Origin of the sequence: Nocardia sp. bgisy134, assembly GCF_965341865.1 — a bacterium.
Lineage (GTDB): Bacteria > Actinomycetota > Actinomycetes > Mycobacteriales > Mycobacteriaceae > Nocardia.
The window spans coordinates 117,158-133,528 of sequence record NZ_CBDQZP010000005.1 but is presented as its reverse complement, the minus strand read 5'-3'; the positions used below and the strand labels follow the sequence as shown (position 1 = coordinate 133,528).

General features: G+C 67.9%; 13 protein-coding genes. All 13 read right to left on the bottom strand.

From position 1 onward, the window contains the following. Window positions 1-76: 76 nt before the first annotated feature. The 13 genes from ACRWNM_RS11475 to glf all read right to left on the bottom strand — a co-directional run bounded on the left by ACRWNM_RS11475 (window position 77) and on the right by glf (window position 16,206). Window positions 77-1,060, bottom strand: coding sequence for a cutinase family protein (locus ACRWNM_RS11475; protein ID WP_431966415.1), 984 nt, complete (start codon window positions 1,058-1,060; stop codon window positions 77-79). Beyond that, a complete protein-coding gene (locus tag ACRWNM_RS11470; RefSeq protein WP_431966413.1) occupies window positions 1,057-1,605 on the bottom strand; it encodes a DUF732 domain-containing protein in 549 nt (182 codons plus the stop codon). Before ACRWNM_RS11470 ends, ACRWNM_RS11475 begins: the two co-directional genes overlap by 4 nt. 101 nt (window positions 1,606-1,706) lie before the next feature. Beyond that, complete coding sequence (locus ACRWNM_RS11465; protein WP_431966411.1) at window positions 1,707-3,584, bottom strand: alpha/beta hydrolase-fold protein; 1,878 nt, start codon at window positions 3,582-3,584, stop codon at window positions 1,707-1,709. 175 nt (window positions 3,585-3,759) lie between these two features. Further along, window positions 3,760-4,794 (bottom strand): alpha/beta hydrolase, encoded by a 1,035-nt coding sequence (locus tag ACRWNM_RS11460; RefSeq protein WP_431966409.1) that lies wholly within the window; start codon window positions 4,792-4,794, stop codon window positions 3,760-3,762. A 334-nt stretch (window positions 4,795-5,128) separates the two neighbouring features. Continuing rightward, window positions 5,129-5,356, bottom strand: a complete 228-nt coding sequence (locus ACRWNM_RS11455; RefSeq protein WP_431966407.1) for an alpha/beta hydrolase-fold protein — start codon at window positions 5,354-5,356, stop codon at window positions 5,129-5,131. A gap of 58 nt (window positions 5,357-5,414) precedes the next feature. After that, entirely contained in the window at window positions 5,415-6,413 is a 999-nt protein-coding gene (locus ACRWNM_RS11450) for an alpha/beta hydrolase (RefSeq protein ID WP_431966405.1), read from the bottom strand. Window positions 6,414-6,826: 413 nt separating this feature from the next. Next, window positions 6,827-7,882, bottom strand: a complete 1,056-nt coding sequence (locus ACRWNM_RS11445; RefSeq protein WP_431966403.1) for an alpha/beta hydrolase — start codon at window positions 7,880-7,882, stop codon at window positions 6,827-6,829. Window positions 7,883-8,182: 300 nt separating this feature from the next. Beyond that, window positions 8,183-9,268 (bottom strand): alpha/beta hydrolase, encoded by a 1,086-nt coding sequence (locus tag ACRWNM_RS11440; protein WP_431966401.1) that lies wholly within the window; start codon window positions 9,266-9,268, stop codon window positions 8,183-8,185. A 272-nt stretch (window positions 9,269-9,540) separates the two neighbouring features. After that, window positions 9,541-11,469, bottom strand: coding sequence for a flagellar motor control protein ZomB (gene zomB, locus ACRWNM_RS11435; protein ID WP_431966399.1), 1,929 nt, complete (start codon window positions 11,467-11,469; stop codon window positions 9,541-9,543). A gap of 4 nt (window positions 11,470-11,473) precedes the next feature. Then, window positions 11,474-12,400, bottom strand: a complete 927-nt coding sequence (locus tag ACRWNM_RS11430) for a decaprenyl-phosphate phosphoribosyltransferase (protein ID WP_431966397.1) — start codon at window positions 12,398-12,400, stop codon at window positions 11,474-11,476. Between the two features lies 1 nt (window position 12,401). Further along, a complete protein-coding gene (locus ACRWNM_RS11425; RefSeq protein WP_431966777.1) occupies window positions 12,402-12,914 on the bottom strand; it encodes a phosphatase PAP2 family protein in 513 nt (170 codons plus the stop codon). Window positions 12,915-12,970: 56 nt separating this feature from the next. After that, entirely contained in the window at window positions 12,971-14,902 is a 1,932-nt protein-coding gene (locus ACRWNM_RS11420; protein ID WP_431966395.1) for a glycosyltransferase, read from the bottom strand. Between the two features lie 77 nt (window positions 14,903-14,979). Beyond that, on the bottom strand, window positions 14,980-16,206 hold the full coding sequence (gene glf, locus ACRWNM_RS11415; protein WP_431966393.1) for a UDP-galactopyranose mutase: 1,227 nt from the start codon (window positions 16,204-16,206) through the stop codon (window positions 14,980-14,982). Window positions 16,207-16,371 lie beyond the last annotated feature (165 nt).

Here is a 16,371-nt window from a genome sequence, read left to right as displayed (position 1 = left end):
ACCGACGAACTCCCGTGCGTTTGCGGCGGCACGGACTGGCCGAACACACGCCTGCGTCCGCGTGGTTTGTGCCATCTCACGAATGCGGCGGTCGAGGGGCTCCCTCGATCAGACCGCTCGCCCAGCCCGCCGTCCACTGCGTCGCCGTGGTGCCGTTTCCGTCCACCACGAATCCGTTGTAGAGAGCGTGCACCGGATTCCCGACCGCGCGCACCAGCGTGACCACACTGGGAATCCAGTTCACCGGATTCAGCGCTTGCTGCGGTGAATCACAGATCAAATCGCCTGGGGCGCAGATGGTGTATGTGCGGTCGGCGAGCGCGCCGAAACCGCCCCGCGGACCAGTCATCGTGATGCCCGGTACCTTCAGGCCCGCCAGCGCGACCTCGGCGCCGACGCCGGGCGGCGGCGTACCGACCGGGATGGCCCCACCGGGTTCGGCGCCGGCGACGCGGCGACCGTCGGCGATCAGCGTGACGCCGAGCACCCGATCGGCCGGAACCGGACCCTTGCCCGCCCCGATCTGCGCGGCGATATCGCCCGCGATCACCGCACCCTGCGAGAACCCGGCGATCACGTAGGTGGTCAAGGGGCATTCACGGGCCCGCTCGGTCATCGCGTCGACCATCCGCTGGGCGCCCTCGGAGCGGCTGTTGTTGTAGGACTGCTGGCCGTCCGGCGGGATCGCCACCGGGTTCGAGAACTGCGCCACGTACGGCACGGTGTAGACGTCGACCCGCTCGGCGGGGAACTGCTGCTGCACCGGACCGGAGATGTTGAGCATCAGCGACAGCGGATTGGCCGCCGGGTTGTGCGGGTCGTCCGTGCTGTTCGACTCCCACGTGCCCGGCACCGAGATCATCTGCACGTCCGGACAGGTGGCGGGCTGTGACGTGGGCGGCGTCGGCGGCTCGGGTCCCGGTTTCGGCACCCGCAGCCGTCCGGCCAGCAGGAACCACAGCAGGATCACCACGACGACGATCAACGCGATGACCGCGAGTAACACCAGGCACCCCGCCGGCCCTATCCGGCGGGGTCTCGAACCGCGACGCGCACTCACTGGCAGTAGTTCTGCTTGGCCGTCTGGATGTAGATCTGCCCGGCCTGCTCCACCGACATCTTGGCCGGGTCGAAGGACGGATCGGAACCGGCCATGGCATTGACGAACGTGGTCAGATCAGCCTCGGAAGCGCCCGCGGCGACACCCTGGCAGACATAGCTGCCGATGCTCAGCGCGATGTCCGGGCTGGACGGTGTCACGCCCTGCGCCTTCAGCGCGTCGAGAAACTTGCGGTCCTTTTCGGTGAGGTTGGAGGTGTCCGCGGGCGGCACCTCGTTGGTCGGCACCGGCTGCGGGCGCTCCGGCGCGGCGGTGTCGGCGGGCGGCGGTGCCTGCTCGGGGGCGGGGGCCGGCGTGCTCTGGTGGCCCTCGTGGCTGCCCTCGGCGGGACTGGTCGTCGCGGCGGCAGGCTGCGACGCAGTCGTGGTCGGCGTCAGCCTCGGCGTGCTCGTCGCGGTCGAGTCGTTGTCACCGCAAGCGGCGAGCAGGCCGGTAGCGGCGATCGCCACGGCAACGCCCAGTACCTTTCCACGGGTCCGATGCATGAATTTCTGTCCTCGATCTGTCGGCAAGGGGGATCGGTCGCCCCCAGGGTAATGGCAACGACCGGCCAGCCGCCGTCAGTCACCCGACAGACCGGTCGGAATCAAAGGCCGTGAACCTCCGATTTGCCATCACGCACCGTGATGAACCCGACTTGGAAGTTCTGCCGCACCCCGCCGGGAATCGCGAATTCGTCGCTGATCGGATAGCCGAGTTTGCCGTGCTCGAAGCCGACGCCTTGCCAGGCGTCCAGCACGGGTCCGTTGCGCACCGCCCACGCGCCGGAGAGCGGACTCCAGTAGACGTTGCCGCCCTCGAATCGGCTGTAGCGACCGAGATCCTTCAGCGGAAGTTCCTCTTCCGCAGGGAAACCCAGCCAGCTGTTCTCGTAACCCAGCTCGGCGTACTTGGCGAGGATCAGGCCCTGCACTCGGTGCACGCCGGTCTTGGCGCTGTAGTAGAACGGGCCGGCTTCGAACGCCTGCACCGCGCCGTCCTTGTTCGGCGTCTTGACCTCGGGCGCGGTCGGATAGCCCGCCGGTCCGCGCTCGAAGCCCTGTCTGCCCCATTCGTCGAGGATCGCGCCGCGCACCACTTGGGCGCCGGTCTGTGGCGTCCAATACAGCGAGCCGTGCTGGAACGGCTGGAACCGTCCGCGGCCGTCGGGCAGCGCGCGTTCGGCGCCGGTCGGCAGCCCGAGCGGGCCCGCGGGTCCGTGCGCGGCCTGGTAACCGCCGCCGATCATGCCCGCGACCGCGTGTGCCCCGGTCTCCGGCGAGAAGAACATGCGGCCACCGCGGAACTCCTGCGCGACGCCACCCGGCACCTGGTACTCCGCGGTGAGGCACTCGCCCAGCCAGCCGTTCGCGGCCAGCGCGGCGCCGATCGGTTCCGCGGGCGCGCACGCGGGCTTGCTCGCTTCCACCCCGAGCGCGGACGCCGCCTGCGTCCAGGACTGGCGCATCTCGAAATCCCAGTACGGCCACGTGTGGGTACCCGAGGCGCGGTAGTTGACCTGCGCCGGAATGGACAGCTGGGCCAGCTTGGCGACGAAGTTCTCCGAGGTGAGCCGGGACAGGACCTCCAGGCCCATACCCGCGTAGTTGGTGCTCACGCCGGGGATGATGCCCGCGGCCTGATCGAACGGCCCGGTCGTGCCGCTGCCGCTGGAGACGTAGAGGCTGATGCCCTTCAACCGGTCGGCCAGCGTGTACGGGTCGTGGTTCTGCCACTCCTGGCTGGTCGGCGGGCCCCACATCGCGGCCGAGTCGAAACCGCCCGCGTCGCGCATGGCGTACTCGATGGCCTGTGGCATGCCGAGCGTGGTCGTGGTGAGGAAGCCCGAGTACGAGGCGGCGTATTTGGCGAAACCCGGATTGCGCCCGGCGAGGAACATCGCCGCCGTGCCGCCCATCGAAAGACCTTGCATGCCACGCACATCCGTGGCTCGCCACTGGCTCTCCAGCAGCGGCGGCAGCTCCTTGGTCAGGAACGTCTCCCACTTGTAGTTCCTGCCGTTGTCCGGCTGCAGCCAGTCGGAGTAGAAGCTGGACTGGCCGCCGATCGGCAGCACCACCGTGACGTTCTTGTCGGTGAAGAAGTCGACGGCGCCCGCGTCCTTGGTCCAGCCGCTCTCGTCCTCGGTGGCGCGCAGGCCGTCGAGCATGAACAGCACGGGGAACCTGGCGTCCGGCCGAGCGTTCCATTCCCTGGCCAGCAGCAGCTGCACCTGCACCGGCGCGCCCATGGACGGCGAGTTCACCCACAGCGCCACCCGGCGGTCACCGAGCCAGATCACGTTCTGCACCGAGGCCGCGGCGGGCACGGTCGCGGGCTGGGCCGCGGCGGGCGCGGTCAGCGGGGTGGTTCCGGCGGCGAGTGGTAGCACCAGGGCGGTGGCGAGCAGGGCGAATCGGCCGCGCGTCGTGCGTCCGCCGCGACGACGTGCCTTCCCCCATTTACCACACGCAACTTCAGCCACGAGAGGTGTTTCTACTCCGGCAAACCCCCAGTTCCCGGTAGACGCGCCCGTAGCAAACCGGGGTGTCTGATTTCTCCGGTTGCCTTACGGCGTGTCGGGCGGCCCGGCGAAAACGACGGCGCCGCCGCTTCCACGAGGAAGCGGCGGCGCCGTGCCGTTGTTCAGTGCGCGGAGATCACCAGGCGCCGGTGGCGTCCAGGATGCCCTTGCGGGAGTTCCACAGCTGGCCCTCCCAGTACTTCCACGAGTGGGTACCCGCGGCCGGGAAGTCGAAGAAGGCCGGGATGCCGAGCGAGCCGAGGCGAACCTGGAACGCGCGGGTGTTGACCAGCGACAGGGCCTCGAGCGCCATCGCGTTACCGGTGTTGAACAGGCCGACCGGCGAGTTCGGCCGGTCGAACTGACCGGGCAGACCCGACGCCGCCGAGATGTACATCGGCAGGCCCTTCAGCTGCGGCGCGAACACGAACGGGTCCATCCGCAGCCACTGCGGGCTCCACGGCGCGGCCATCGAGTCGACGTTGTAGCGGCCCGCGTCCAGCATCGCGATGCGGATCGCCTCGCGCATGCCCGGCGCCGAGATGTTCAGGTAGCCGGAGTAGGAGCCGGCGAACTTGAACTGGTCGCGGTGGTAGGCGGCCAGGGCCAGCGCGGCGCTACCGCCCATGGACAGGCCGATGACCGCGTTGTTGTTCTTGGAGACGCCGTAGCCCGCGAGGAAGTTCGGCAGCTCGTTGGTCAGGAAGCTTTCCCACTTGTAGGTGGTCTTCTGACCGTTGGTGTTGCTGGGCGCGTACCAGTCGGTGTAGAAGCTCGACTGGCCGCCGACCGGCATCACCAGGGTGATGTTGTCGTTCTTGAACTGGTCCATCGCGTTCGTCTCGAACGACCAGGCATTGCGGTCGTCACGAGCGCGCAGGCCGTCGAGCATGTACAGCGCCGCGTTGCCGCCGCGCGATGCCCACTGCACCTGGACCTTGATCGGACCCATCTGGGACGGGACCATCAGCTCTTCGTAGCCACCCGCGGGCGCGCGCAGCACCGGCGCGTGCACGGGAGCCGCGGTGGCGACGGTCGGGGAAGCCAATCCGGCGGCGATCGGAAGCGCCAGTGCAGCCGCACCGACACCCAGAATTCGATGACGCCAACCACGAGGTGCGCCTTGCCGACCCGACTTGACACTCGGCGCGGCGGCCCTGCCGAAACGCATGAATCCTGCTCACTTTCTGCTGTTGCGGTGTCGCCATGCCGATCCGGCGAGACGACACCCGTGCTGCCAACGACGCGCGTCACACCCATGCCGGTTCCCGACATTCCGGCATCAATCGACGGCGCTACAACGATCTGGTCACACTTGCGCTCGCAGGAGGATATTCGACGTCCGAATCCTTAGCAAGGCTGCGGTCGGCCGGGTGGCCGAAATCCGCCCGCGCACAATCTGTGATCGTGCGGTGACCCTACCGCGTTCCAGCAGTGATGTCGTCCCCGACCGTCGATTTTGTTACGTAATCCAGAAGTGATCGATATCGTCCGTCACCGAAGGATTACCCGCGCGGGCGGAAATGGGCCGACAGAACGCCGCCGTACGGCGTGCGATCCGGCAGCATTGCCGGGCGCATCGCTTCGCGCACGCCGGGCCTCGAGAGATCGAGCACACCCGAGAACGATCCGGCGAACTCGAACCGACCGCGATGCGGCGCGGCGAGCGACAGCGCGGCGCTGCCGCTCGCCGAGAGCCCGCCGCCCGCCCGGCGCACGCGGTACCGGGGCATGCACCGGAGCGGCGGTGGCGACCGTCGGGGGTCGCCCCCCGACGTCGCATTTGTTACGTCATCCAATATGCGCGCTCATATCGGGCAACATCGCGAGCACCTGATCGTTCCAGTAAGGCCAGCTGTGCACGCCGATCTCCGGGTAGTTGTAGATCACGTTCGCACCGCCCAGGCTGTCCATCTTGGACTGGAAAGCGCGGGTGTTGGCCAGCGCGAGCGTCTCCAGCGCCCTGGCGTTGTTGAGGTGATACAGGTCGATCGGAGCATTGATCACGTCACGCGGGCCGCTCATGCCGCTTCCCGCCGAGATCCAGAGCCGAGTTCCGTGCTGCCGCAACAGTTGTGCGAACATGAACGGGTCGTGGCGCAGCCAGCGCGGATCCCACGGCGGCCCCCACATGGCGTCGATGTTGAAACCGCCCGCGTCGAGGAGCGCCAGCCGCAATGCCTCGCGCATGCCGGGCGCCGAAATGTTCAGATATCCGGAATACGAACCCGCGTAACGGAATTGGTCGGGGTGATAGGCGGCCAAGGCGAGCGCGGCGCTGCCGCCCATGGACAGACCGAAGACGCCGTTGCCGTTCGGGTTGAAACCGAGCCGGTCGCGCAGCGCCCAGCGCAGATTCTCGGTGAGGAACGTTTCCCAGGCGTAGGTGATCGCCTGGCCGTTGGTGTTGCTCGGCGCGATCCAGTCCGAATAGAAACTGGACTGGCCGCCGATCGGCATCACCACGTTGATGTTCCACTGCGTGAGGACGCGGGAGATGTCGGTGTCGATCTCCCAGCCGCTCAGGTCGTTGCGGGCGCGCAACCCGTCCAGCGCGTAGACGACGCGCTGGGTGTTGCCGTCGGCGGCGCGGAAGATCCGGTTCTTGATCGGGCCCATGCTGGAGTCGACCCAGAAATCGAAGCCCGCCGGATCGAAACTCGCCGCGGCCGGGGCGCTCAGCCCCGCGCTGGCCGCGCCGAACGGCACCGCGAGGGCGAGTGCCAGACCGGCGACCGAGCGCCGTAACCACCGTTGTGAAGTCCGTACCCCGGCAACCGCACCGCTCATGCCTGCGCCTCGCTGACGCTCGGCTCCAGCATGCGCGCGGCCCGCCGGTACATGATTCGCTCACTGCATTCACTCATCGCGTCAACTCGCATCGACCAGACCTTTCGCCCGCGCGGTCACCGTTGACCGCAACCGTCGTGCATGAGGATCGCCACTCGGCGCCGAGAACCGGAGGAGCGCAGGTTTCGGCGGTACTGCTCTTCTATATGCGGGTATTCGAAGCAGAGGCCCCCGAGACGCGCTGCGATATCGGATCGTGACCAAAACCGGACATCGGCCCGTTCGCCCCCGCAGGGGACGCTTACGGGTGCGGGAGTCGGTAGACGTTCATCCGCTGGCGACCGCTCAGCCAACGCGGAAAACAAAAGGACCGCCCGGAGCCAGGTGGCTCCGAGCGGTCCTCTGCGTAGCGCTCAGCCGATGTTCGCGGACAGGTCGGGAAGCATGCGGTTCGCCTCTTCGGCCCAGTTGTTCCAGGCGTGAATGCCGTACGCCGGGAAGGAGTAGACGGCGTTGCCGCCACCGAGCGTCGCCATGCGCGCCTGGAAGGCCCGGGTGTTGACCAGCGCGAGCGCCTCGAGCCCCATGCCGTTGAGGGTGTTGAAGCTCGGCGAATCGGTGGCCGAGGGCAGGCCGCTGGCCGCCGCCACCCACAGGCGGGTGCCGTTGCGAATCAGGTTGGGCGCGAACACGAACGGGTCCATCCGCAGCCACTGCGGGCCCCACGGCGGCGCCATCGAGTCCACGTTGTAGCCGCCAGCGTCGAGCATGGCCACGCGGATCGCCTCGCGCATGCCGGGGGCGGAGTTGTTCAGGTACCCGGAGAAGGAACCGGCGAAGCTGAACTGATCCGGGTGGTAAGCCGCCAGGGTCAGCGCGGCGCTGCCGCCCATCGACAGACCGAACACACCGTTGCGGTTCGGATTGAAGCCGAGCCGGTCGCGCAGCGCCGAGCGCAGGTTCTGGGTCAGGAAGGTTTCCCACTGGTAGCGGTAGCTCTTACCGGGACCGCCCGCGAGCGCGTTCATCGCGCCGGAGCCGGAGCTGGAGCCGGAACCCGCGGGGATGCCGAGGAATTCGCTCGGCGCGTTCCAGTCCGCGTAGAAGCTGGACATGCCGCCGACCGGCATCACGACATTGATGTTCCAGCTGGCCAGGAGCGCGGGGACGCCGGTCTCGATCTCCCAGCCGTTGAGGCTCTCGGGAGCCCGCATACCGTCGAGGATGTAGACCACCCGGTTGGTGTTGCCGTCCGCGGCGCGCACGACGCGGGACTTGATCGGGCCCATGCCCGAATCGACCCAGAAGTCGAAGGCCGCCGGATCGAAGGCCGCCGAGGCCGTCGCCCCGGTGCCCGCTACGGAAACCCCCAGGGGCGCCAACATCGCGACCGCGATTCCGAGTGCCCACTTCCGCGTCCACGATCCGGACGACGTTCTACGGGCGCGTTTCCAGCGGACATTACGCATTCGACTAGACCTTTCCCTCGACGACCGGACGAGGGCAAACAGCAAGCAACTCGACCGGCCCCCTCATCAGGCACCAAGATCACCCGTCCGCGCTGAAAACGGATGCTTCGACCTCTGTGCATGCTCTCTGTGTATCAATCGACAACGGATGCTTCTATGTTGCTGGAAAGTGATACAAGCCACAAGGATTCGTGATTTCCCCGCTGCCGATTCGTTGTCGACCCCGCTTGCGGCCCGCTCGGCGCACGAAAAAAACCGCCCGGCGCGGTGGCGCCGGGCGGCTTCGGGTCGAACGTCGAATCAGCCGATGTTGGCCGAGAGGTCCGGAATCATCCGGTAGACCTCGGACTCCCAGTTGCGCCAGTTGTGGATGCCGACGGGCGGGAAGCTGTAGGTCACATTGCTTGCGCCCAGTGTCGCCATCCGTACCTGGAACGCCCTGGTGTTCACCAGCGCCAGCGCTTCGAGCGGCACGCCTTGGACGACGTCCAGCGGCGTGTTCACGTCACCCGCGGCGGGCAGGCCGCTACCCGCGGCGATCCACAGGCGGGTGTTGTTGGCCTTGAGCTGCGGCGCGAACACGAACGGGTCCATCCGCAGCCACTGCGGGCCCCACGGCGGCGCCATCGCGTCGATGTTGTAACCACCGGCGCTCAGCATCGCCGCGCGCAGCGCCTCGCGCATGCCGGGTGCGGAGACGTTCAGGTAGCCGGAGTAGGAACCGGCGAAGCTGAACTGATCCGGGTGGTAGGCCGACAACGTCAACGCGGCGCTGCCGCCCATCGACAGACCGAACACACCGTTGCGGTTCGGGCTGAAACCGAGCCGGTCGCGCAGGGCCCAGCGCAGGTTCTCGGTCAGGAAGGTCTCCCACTTGTAGGTGTTGACCTTGCCGAGGGTCTCGTTCCAGCCGGACGAACCGGTCATCGAGGAGCCCGCGGACGAGCCGGTGGGGCCCGAGCCGGTCGGGATGCCGAGGAAGGTGCTCGGCGCGTTCCAGTCCGCGTAGAAACTCGACGGGCCGCCGACCGGCATGACCACGTTGATGTTCCACTTGCTGAGCTCGCGGGCGACCTCGGTGTCGATCTCCCAGCCGTTCAGGTCACCGCGGGCGCGCATACCGTCCAGCGCGTACACCACGCGATTGGTGTTGCCGTCGGCCGCGCGGAAGATGCGCGACTTGATGGGGCCCATGCTGGAGTCGACCCAGAAGTCGAATCCTTCCGGGTTGAACGCCGCGGATGCGGTGGCGCCCCCACCTGCCACCGACGCCCCGAGCGGTAGCACGATGGCCATCGAGACCAATACCGACTTCTTGAGCCATCCACCGGCTCTTCGAGCACGCGGGCGACCAGCCCGCGTGTTGCGCCCGATCACGCCTCGCATCTTGTATTCGGCCTTTCCCTGTATATGCGACCGAAGAGGGCCGCGACTCGACGGAGACCGCCGGTCTTCGTCCACGACGAGTGGACACCCCGGCGGGCGTACCGGATGAGCCTAACCCGCCATCGATGCCAGGGCGTTATCAAAAAGAGATAGAGCGTTGTACGCCACGTTGATGAGAACTTGACCAGAAAGCACTGGGCCCACGGTCATCCGTGGGCCCAGTGTGGCTCTAGAGATCGGTGTGACTCCCCAGCGCGGTGTGACTCGCGAGCTCAGTTCGGTGGCTGCGGGAAAGGATCGACCAGCCCACAGCGCTCGATCTCGTACTTCGGCACCCGATCGATCCGGTACTTGGCGAACGACAGCGCGTTGCGCAGGTTGTGCCGGAAGCGCTCGAACGTCAGCGGATCGCGCGAGGACACCAGCAGCGCCTGGGTCTCCGGGCAGGACATCGCCGTGCGAGCCTGGGTGACCCACTTCTCGTCCAGGTACCAGGGCATCCACGGCTTCCTGTCGACCATGCCCGCGTCCACGACGACCCAGTCCGGGTACAGGCTCTTGTCGTGGCCGATGCGGCCGTCCACCAGGCGCTCGGTGTGCGCGGCCAGCGGATAGGCCAGGCCCATCTGGTCGATGACGCGCACGTCGAGCGGGACGTTCATGCTGGTCATGCCGAGATTCAGGAAGTACACCGTGTGCCCGGTCCCGCCGTCGGGGATGGGCTGCGGCGGCGGCGCGATGTACCAGAACATGAAGGACGGCGAGTTCAGCAGCAGGCCGCCGTTCGGCGTCTCCTGGATGTTGTTCACCATGGCCCGGATGCGCGGATAGTCGAGATAGTCCGAGGCCCGGATCGGGTGGTCGTGGCCGGTGTTGAGCACGTAGTAGACGCGCTCGTCGACGATGCCGGACGCGCTGATCTTGGTGCCTGTCTTGATGGCCGTGGTGCCTGAGGCGAACAGCGCCCAGCCGAGCGTGCCGAGCCAGGCGATCAGGATCACCGCGAACGACCAGTTCACCGCGCTGAGCCCGCCCTCGGGCAGCCGCAACGGGATCACCGCGACCGGAAGCAGCAGCAGGAACAGCTGCGGAAGCAGCATCCGCCCGTGCATGAAGTCGCCGCCGACCCGCAGCGCGTAGACGGTCAGCAGGAACCCGCTGACCAGCACCAGGGTGACCACCGCGGCGGGCGAGCGCAGCCACGCGCTGAACCGGCTCAGCCGCCCCTGCGCCGCGGCCGACGCACCGCTCGCCGGCGGCGCATCCGTCGCGCGCGCCGCGACGACGCCGACGATCAACAGCACGAGCAGCGGAATCCACAGGAAGTACGGGCCTACCAGGTCCCAGAGATAGGTGAAGCCCTGGCTCCACTTCGCCCCGCCCGCGTCCTTCGCGACAGCGGTGTTCGGGTAGGGCAGGCCGTAGTAGCCCATTCGCCAGATCTGGTAGCCCAGCGGCACCAGGCCCGCCACGGCGACGATGCCCGCGCGCAGCACGATCGGGCGGAACCGGGTCTCGGGCAGCGGCGCGAAGAAGATCATCAGCAGCGCCAGCGCGCCGACCAGCGTCATCTCCGGCCGGATCAGCGGAGCCAGTCCGGCGAAGAACACCAGGCCGAACAGCCCGGCGAGCCGCACCCGCTCGGCCTGCGCCCAGCGCAGCATCAACCACCACAGCGCGCCGAGCCAGCAGATGACGAGGCCGCTCTCCAGACCGGAGGTGGCGTAGTCGCGGGCGGGCGGCACCGCGATGTAGACCAGCACGCCCGCGGGCAGCAGCAGCGCCGACTTCGTGCCGCCCCACAGGCGGGCCGTGCCGAGCATGGCGAACACCATCGCGGCCACCGAGAGCGTCAGCGCGATGCCGAGCACCACGTACTCGAGGCGCGCCTGGGTCAGCCAGCTGAAGAACCAGACGATGTAGGTCCACGCCGTGCTGGTGTTGGTCTCCACCCGCTCGTCCATGTTGAACACCGGGCCGTAGCCCGCCATCAGGTTGCGCACGGTACGCAGCACGATCAGGCCGTCGTCGGCGATCCAGCGCCGCTGCCAGCCGCCGACCGCGAAGAGCGCCGCGGTGAGCGCGATCCCACCGACGAACGTGGCTCGGGATAGGCGGTCGAACGACGAGGCGGAGCTCGCCTGCGCGTTGGCAGGGCGTTCCGCCTCGTCTTCAGTTCGCTCCGCTCCCTCTACCAACATCTCGTCAGGTGAGATAGACAGCGACACCTACCGCTCCGATCCAGGCGATTGCGAGGAACTGGAGGACGCGATCCCCCAGCGCGATCTCTTCGGGTTCTCCGGCCTCGCCACCGTCGACGTCGACCGCGTAACGCAGGATTGCGATGGTAAACGGGATCATCGAGATGGCGAACCAGGTGGTGTCGTTTGCTCGATCCTGCTCGAAGGCCCACAGCCCGTAGAACACCACGACGGCGGTGGCCGCCAGCGTCCAGATGAAGCGCAGGTAGGTGGGCGTGTAGTACTCGAGCGACTTGCGGATCTTGGCGCCGGTGGCGAGCGCGATCTGCAGTTCGGCGTAGCGCTTGCCCGCTGCCATGACCAGCGAACCGAACGCCATGACCAGCAGGAACCACTGCGAGAGCGGGATGTCCGCTGCCACGCCACCCGCGACGGCGCGCAGTAGGAAGCCGCTCGACACGATGCAGATGTCCAGCACCGCTTGGTGCTTGAGCCCGAAGCAGTAGGCCAGCTGGATGGCGATGTAGACCGCCATCACCACCGCCAGCTGCCAGGCCGCGAGGAACGAGCCGACGATCGAGCCGATCAGCAGGACCGCGGACAGGCCGTAGGCCAGGTTCACCGGGACGACGCCCGCCGCGATGGGGCGGAACCGTTTGGTCGGGTGGGCCCGGTCGGCCTCCACGTCCAGCGCGTCGTTGACCAGGTAGATGCCCGAGGCCGCCATGCAGAACACCACGAAGGCGACTCCGACATGGGCGAGCACGTCGATCTCGGTCACCGAGCCCGCGGCGAGCGGGGCGGCGAGCACGAGGACGTTCTTGACCCACTGACGCGGCCGGCAAGCCTTGATAAGACCGCCCGCCAGCGTCTTCGGCGGACCCTTGACAACGGCCTCGGCCAGATCGGCGCCGGTCGGCTCTTCACTCATGTCAACCAAGGCCTTTTCGTGTGCGGTCACTATCAAGTCTCTTTTCGGCGGCTAGCAAGGCAGCGGCGGACGCGGCACCGAGCGCGGATCCGGCGAGCACGTCGGAGGGATAGTGCACCCCGAGTACGACTCGGGAGAGCAACATCGGTGGTACGAGCACCGCAGGCAAGGGTAGCCCGGTGAGTCTGCCGAGCAACACCGCAGCCGCCGTCGTGGAGGTGGCGTGCGAGGAGGGGAAGCTCAGCTTGCTCGGCGTCCCGACGTTGACCTGCACCGACGGATCGTTCGGGCGCGGGCGCCTGACCACGCGCTTGATCACGATGGAGGCCGCGTGCGCGCCGACCGCGCCCACCGCGACCCCGGCCCACTGCCGCCGCCGCGGCTTGTCGAGCAACCAGCCGGCGGCCGCGATGCCGACCCAGCCGAGCGCGTGCTCGCCGAAGTGCGACATGCCGCGCGCGGCCGAGACGACCGTCGGGTTGGTGCCGATGCTCGCCTGCACGGCATTGATGATCGCGACCTCCGGTGGCCTGCCGGCCGAATCCTGGAGGCTGGGGTTGACCGCACTCACTACTTGGTTCCGTCCTGCTCGATGCCGAATGCGCTCTCCCACGCCGCGGTGCTGGTGAGCCGCGGGTGCGCGGCGCGGTAGCGCTGCTGCATCTCGGGGAAGCGGGCCGCGAGCTCCTTGCGCAGCCGCATGGCCTCCTTGAACAGGGCCAAGGCCTGGCGCGGGTCGCGCTTGCGGTAGACGACGCCGCGGCCGTCGGCCGTGGTGACGGTGACGCCGTCGACCTGCGAGAGCAGGAACCAGCGCGCGTCCAGCGTCGGTACGTTCAGCTGCGGGGTCTCGTGGTGTTCGGTGTGTGCCGGGCGCAGGCTGTGCACCACGCCCTTGACCAGCCGGACGACCTTCGCGATCGGATTCGGCGGCTCGCCCACCGCGCCGACGCCGATGTGGCTGGCCAGCGGGAGGTCGGTGGAGGAGGGCAGGATCACCGCGTCCGGGTACTGCTTGCGCAGCGCGTGCACCGCGCCGAGCGCGCTCGGCAGCAGCTGGAACAGCCGCTCCGGGCCCGCGAGGAAGTCGCGGATGGCGAGGTTCTGGATCGCCACCGTCGAGTACTCCAGGCAGAGCAGGTGCTTGAGCGTGGCCTTGACGGTGTTGACGATCATGCCGCGCCCGTCGCCAGGCATGTGCAGTGAGGCGACCACCAGGCGGTTGCGCAGGTGGAAGTACGCCTGCCAGTCGATGGCGTCGTCCTTGTCGCTCCACGCCATGTGCCAGACCGCGGCGCCGGGCAGGGTGACGGTCGGGTAGCCGGCGGCGCGGGCGCGCAGGCCGTACTCGGCATCGTCCCACTTGAGGAACAGCGGCAGCGGCTGGCCGATCTCCTCGGCGACCTGGCGCGGGATCACGCAGGTCCACCAGCCGTTGAAGTCGACGTCGATGCGCCGGTGCAACAGCTTGGAGTTGTCGCGGTCGCGCAGCGGGTACTTGGAGAAATCGTGGTCGTACTCGACGTTCGGGGCCGCCGTCCACATGAAGATGCTCCGGTCGACCACCTCGCCCATGACGTGCAGGTGCGAGCGCTCCTGGAGGTTGAGCATCTGCCCGCCGACCAGCACAGGAGACTTGGCGAACCGGGAGAAGGCCAGCGCGCGCAGGATCGAGTCGGGCTCGATCTCGATGTCGTCGTCCATGTAGACGATGTACTGGGCGTCGGTGGTCTTCAGCGCCTCGTACATGACCCGGCTGTAGCCGCCGGAGCCGCCGAGGTTGGGCTGGTCGTGGATGGCGAGGCGATCGCCGAGCACGGCGGCGGCCTCGGCGAAACCGGGCTCGTCGACGACCTTCTCGGTGCCCTGATCCGGGATGATGACGGCCTTGATCTTCTCCAGCACCAGCGGGTCGGAGCCGAGGGCGCCGAGGGTCTTCACCGCGTCGGTGGGCCGGTTGAAGGTGGGCATGCCGACCGCGATACTGCCGTCGCCCGGCGCCTCGACCGGGGCGTACCAGCCGCCGGAGAGCAGCGTGACCGCCGTGTCGGTGGTGATGTCGAACCAGATCCAGCCGCCGTCCTCGAACGGCGCCAGGTCGGTCTCGAACTCCACCGTCGTCGAGTCGGCGCCCGACGCGACCGCGAACTCGCTGCCCTGCACGTGGATTCTCGAGCCGTCGGCCTTGGAGCGGTACATGTCCACCCGGCCGTGTCCGGCCAGCTCCAGCCGCAGCACCACCGAGGTCAGCACGCTCCAGCGGCGCCAGTAGCTGGCGGGCAGCGCGTTGAAGTAGGTACAGAAGGAGACCTCGGACTCCGCGCCGATGGACAGCGAGGTGCGGGTGGTCGCGTGCGCGCGCTTGGCGTTGGTCGCCGATTCCTCCAGGTAGAGGGTGCGCACGTCGAGGGGCTCACCCGGCCGGGGCAGGATGATGCGCTGCAGCAGCGATTTCGCGCGGGTCTCGGTCGTCATGTCTTCCAACATCGGTGAAGAGGTCATTCTGCACTTTCCGCGTCCGTGCGGGACACCCGCACCCGGTCGGCTTCGATGAGCAGGGCTTCGCGAGTGTGGCTCACCTACGCCTCCTGATCCACGAGAGGCGCGCCCGACTCCAGGTGCGGTCGCAGCACATTGTCGAACATGCTCAGCGCGGCGCCGATGGCCATGTGCATGTCCAGGTACTGGTAGGTGCCGAGGCGGCCGCCGAAAAGCACCTTCGCCGAGGCGGTCTCCTGCTTGGCGCGCTCGCGGTAGGCGAGCAGCTTGGCGCGGTCCTCCGGCGTGTTGATCGGGTAGTACGGCTCGTCGCCGGTCTGCGCGAAGCGGGAGTACTCGCGCATGATCACCGTCTTGTCGGTGGGGTACTCGCGCTCGGGGTGGAAGTGGCGCGGCTCGATGATGCGGGTGTACGGCACGTCCGCGTCGTTGTAGTTCATCACCGAGGTGCCCTGGAAGTCACCGGATTCGAGCACTTCGGTCTCGAAGTCGATGGTGCGCCAGCCGAGTTCGCCCTCGCTGTAGTCGAAGTAGCGGTCCAGCGGGCCGGTGTAGACCACGGGGGCGTCGGGGCTCTGGGCGCGCACCTCGTCGCGCACCGCGAACCAGTCGGTGTCCAGCCGGACCTCGATGAGCTCGGAGGCGGCCATGTTCTCCAGCCACTTCGTGTACCCCTGGGTGGGCAGGCCCTCGAAGGTGTCGTTGAAGTAGCGGTTGTCGAAGTTGTAGCGCACCGGAAGGCGGGTGATGTTGCCCGCGGGCAGTTCCTTGGGATCGGTCTGCCACTGCTTGGCGGTGTAGTCGCGGACGAACGCCTCGTAGAGCGGGCGGCCGATCAGCGAGATGGCCTTCTCCTCGAGGTTCTGCGCGTCCTTGGTCTCGACCTCGGCGGCCTGCTCGGCGATCAGCGCGCGCGCCTCGTCGGGGGTGAAGTAGCGACCGAAGAACTGCGAGATCAGGCCGAGGCCCATCGGGAACTGGTAGGCCTGCCCCTTGTGCATCGCGAACACGCGGTGCTGGTAGCCGGTGAACTCGGTGAACTGGGTGACGTAGTCCCAGACCTTCTTGTTCGAGGTGTGGAACAGGTGCGCACCGTATTTGTGGATCTCGATCCCGGTTTCCGGTTCCGGCTCCGAGTAGGCATTGCCGCCGATGTGATAGCGGCGATCTAGCACCAGGACGCGTTTGCCCAGGATATTGGCGGCGCGTTCGGCAATGGTCAGCCCGAAGAAGCCGGAGCCGACGACGATCAGATCGAACTGTGCGGAGGGGTTGGCGGAGTTACCGGGGGACGATGCGACGGTCACGGGAGCCCAGCGTATCGGAAGTCGGTCCGCGGTCAGGGGGGAAGGCGGCCGGGGACCGCCCTGGTGCGCGCCGACGGCACCTGCACCCCGCTGGCCGAGCTCACCACCGCCGCGCTCGTCGAACGCACCAGGACCTACCTCGACACCGCCGACCTGCCGCTCGAC

Bases quoted from the DNA above. Each gene is read 5' to 3' on its own strand.
- ACRWNM_RS11460 (WP_431966409.1), bottom strand. From the start codon at position 4,794: ATGCGTTTCGGCAGGGCCGCCGCGCCGAGTGTCAAGTCGGGTCGGCAA.
- ACRWNM_RS11450 (WP_431966405.1), bottom strand. From the start codon at position 6,413: ATGAGCGGTGCGGTTGCCGGGGTACGGACTTCACAACGGTGGTTACGG.
- ACRWNM_RS11470 (WP_431966413.1), bottom strand. From the start codon at position 1,605: ATGCATCGGACCCGTGGAAAGGTACTGGGCGTTGCCGTGGCGATCGCC.
- ACRWNM_RS11445 (WP_431966403.1), bottom strand. From the start codon at position 7,882: ATGCGTAATGTCCGCTGGAAACGCGCCCGTAGAACGTCGTCCGGATCG.
- ACRWNM_RS11430 (WP_431966397.1), bottom strand. From the start codon at position 12,400: ATGAGTGAAGAGCCGACCGGCGCCGATCTGGCCGAGGCCGTTGTCAAG.
- ACRWNM_RS11440 (WP_431966401.1), bottom strand. From the start codon at position 9,268: ATGCGAGGCGTGATCGGGCGCAACACGCGGGCTGGTCGCCCGCGTGCT.
- ACRWNM_RS11420 (WP_431966395.1), bottom strand. From the start codon at position 14,902: ATGACCTCTTCACCGATGTTGGAAGACATGACGACCGAGACCCGCGCG.
- ACRWNM_RS11455 (WP_431966407.1), bottom strand. From the start codon at position 5,356: ATGCCCCGGTACCGCGTGCGCCGGGCGGGCGGCGGGCTCTCGGCGAGC.
- zomB (WP_431966399.1), bottom strand. From the start codon at position 11,469: ATGTTGGTAGAGGGAGCGGAGCGAACTGAAGACGAGGCGGAACGCCCT.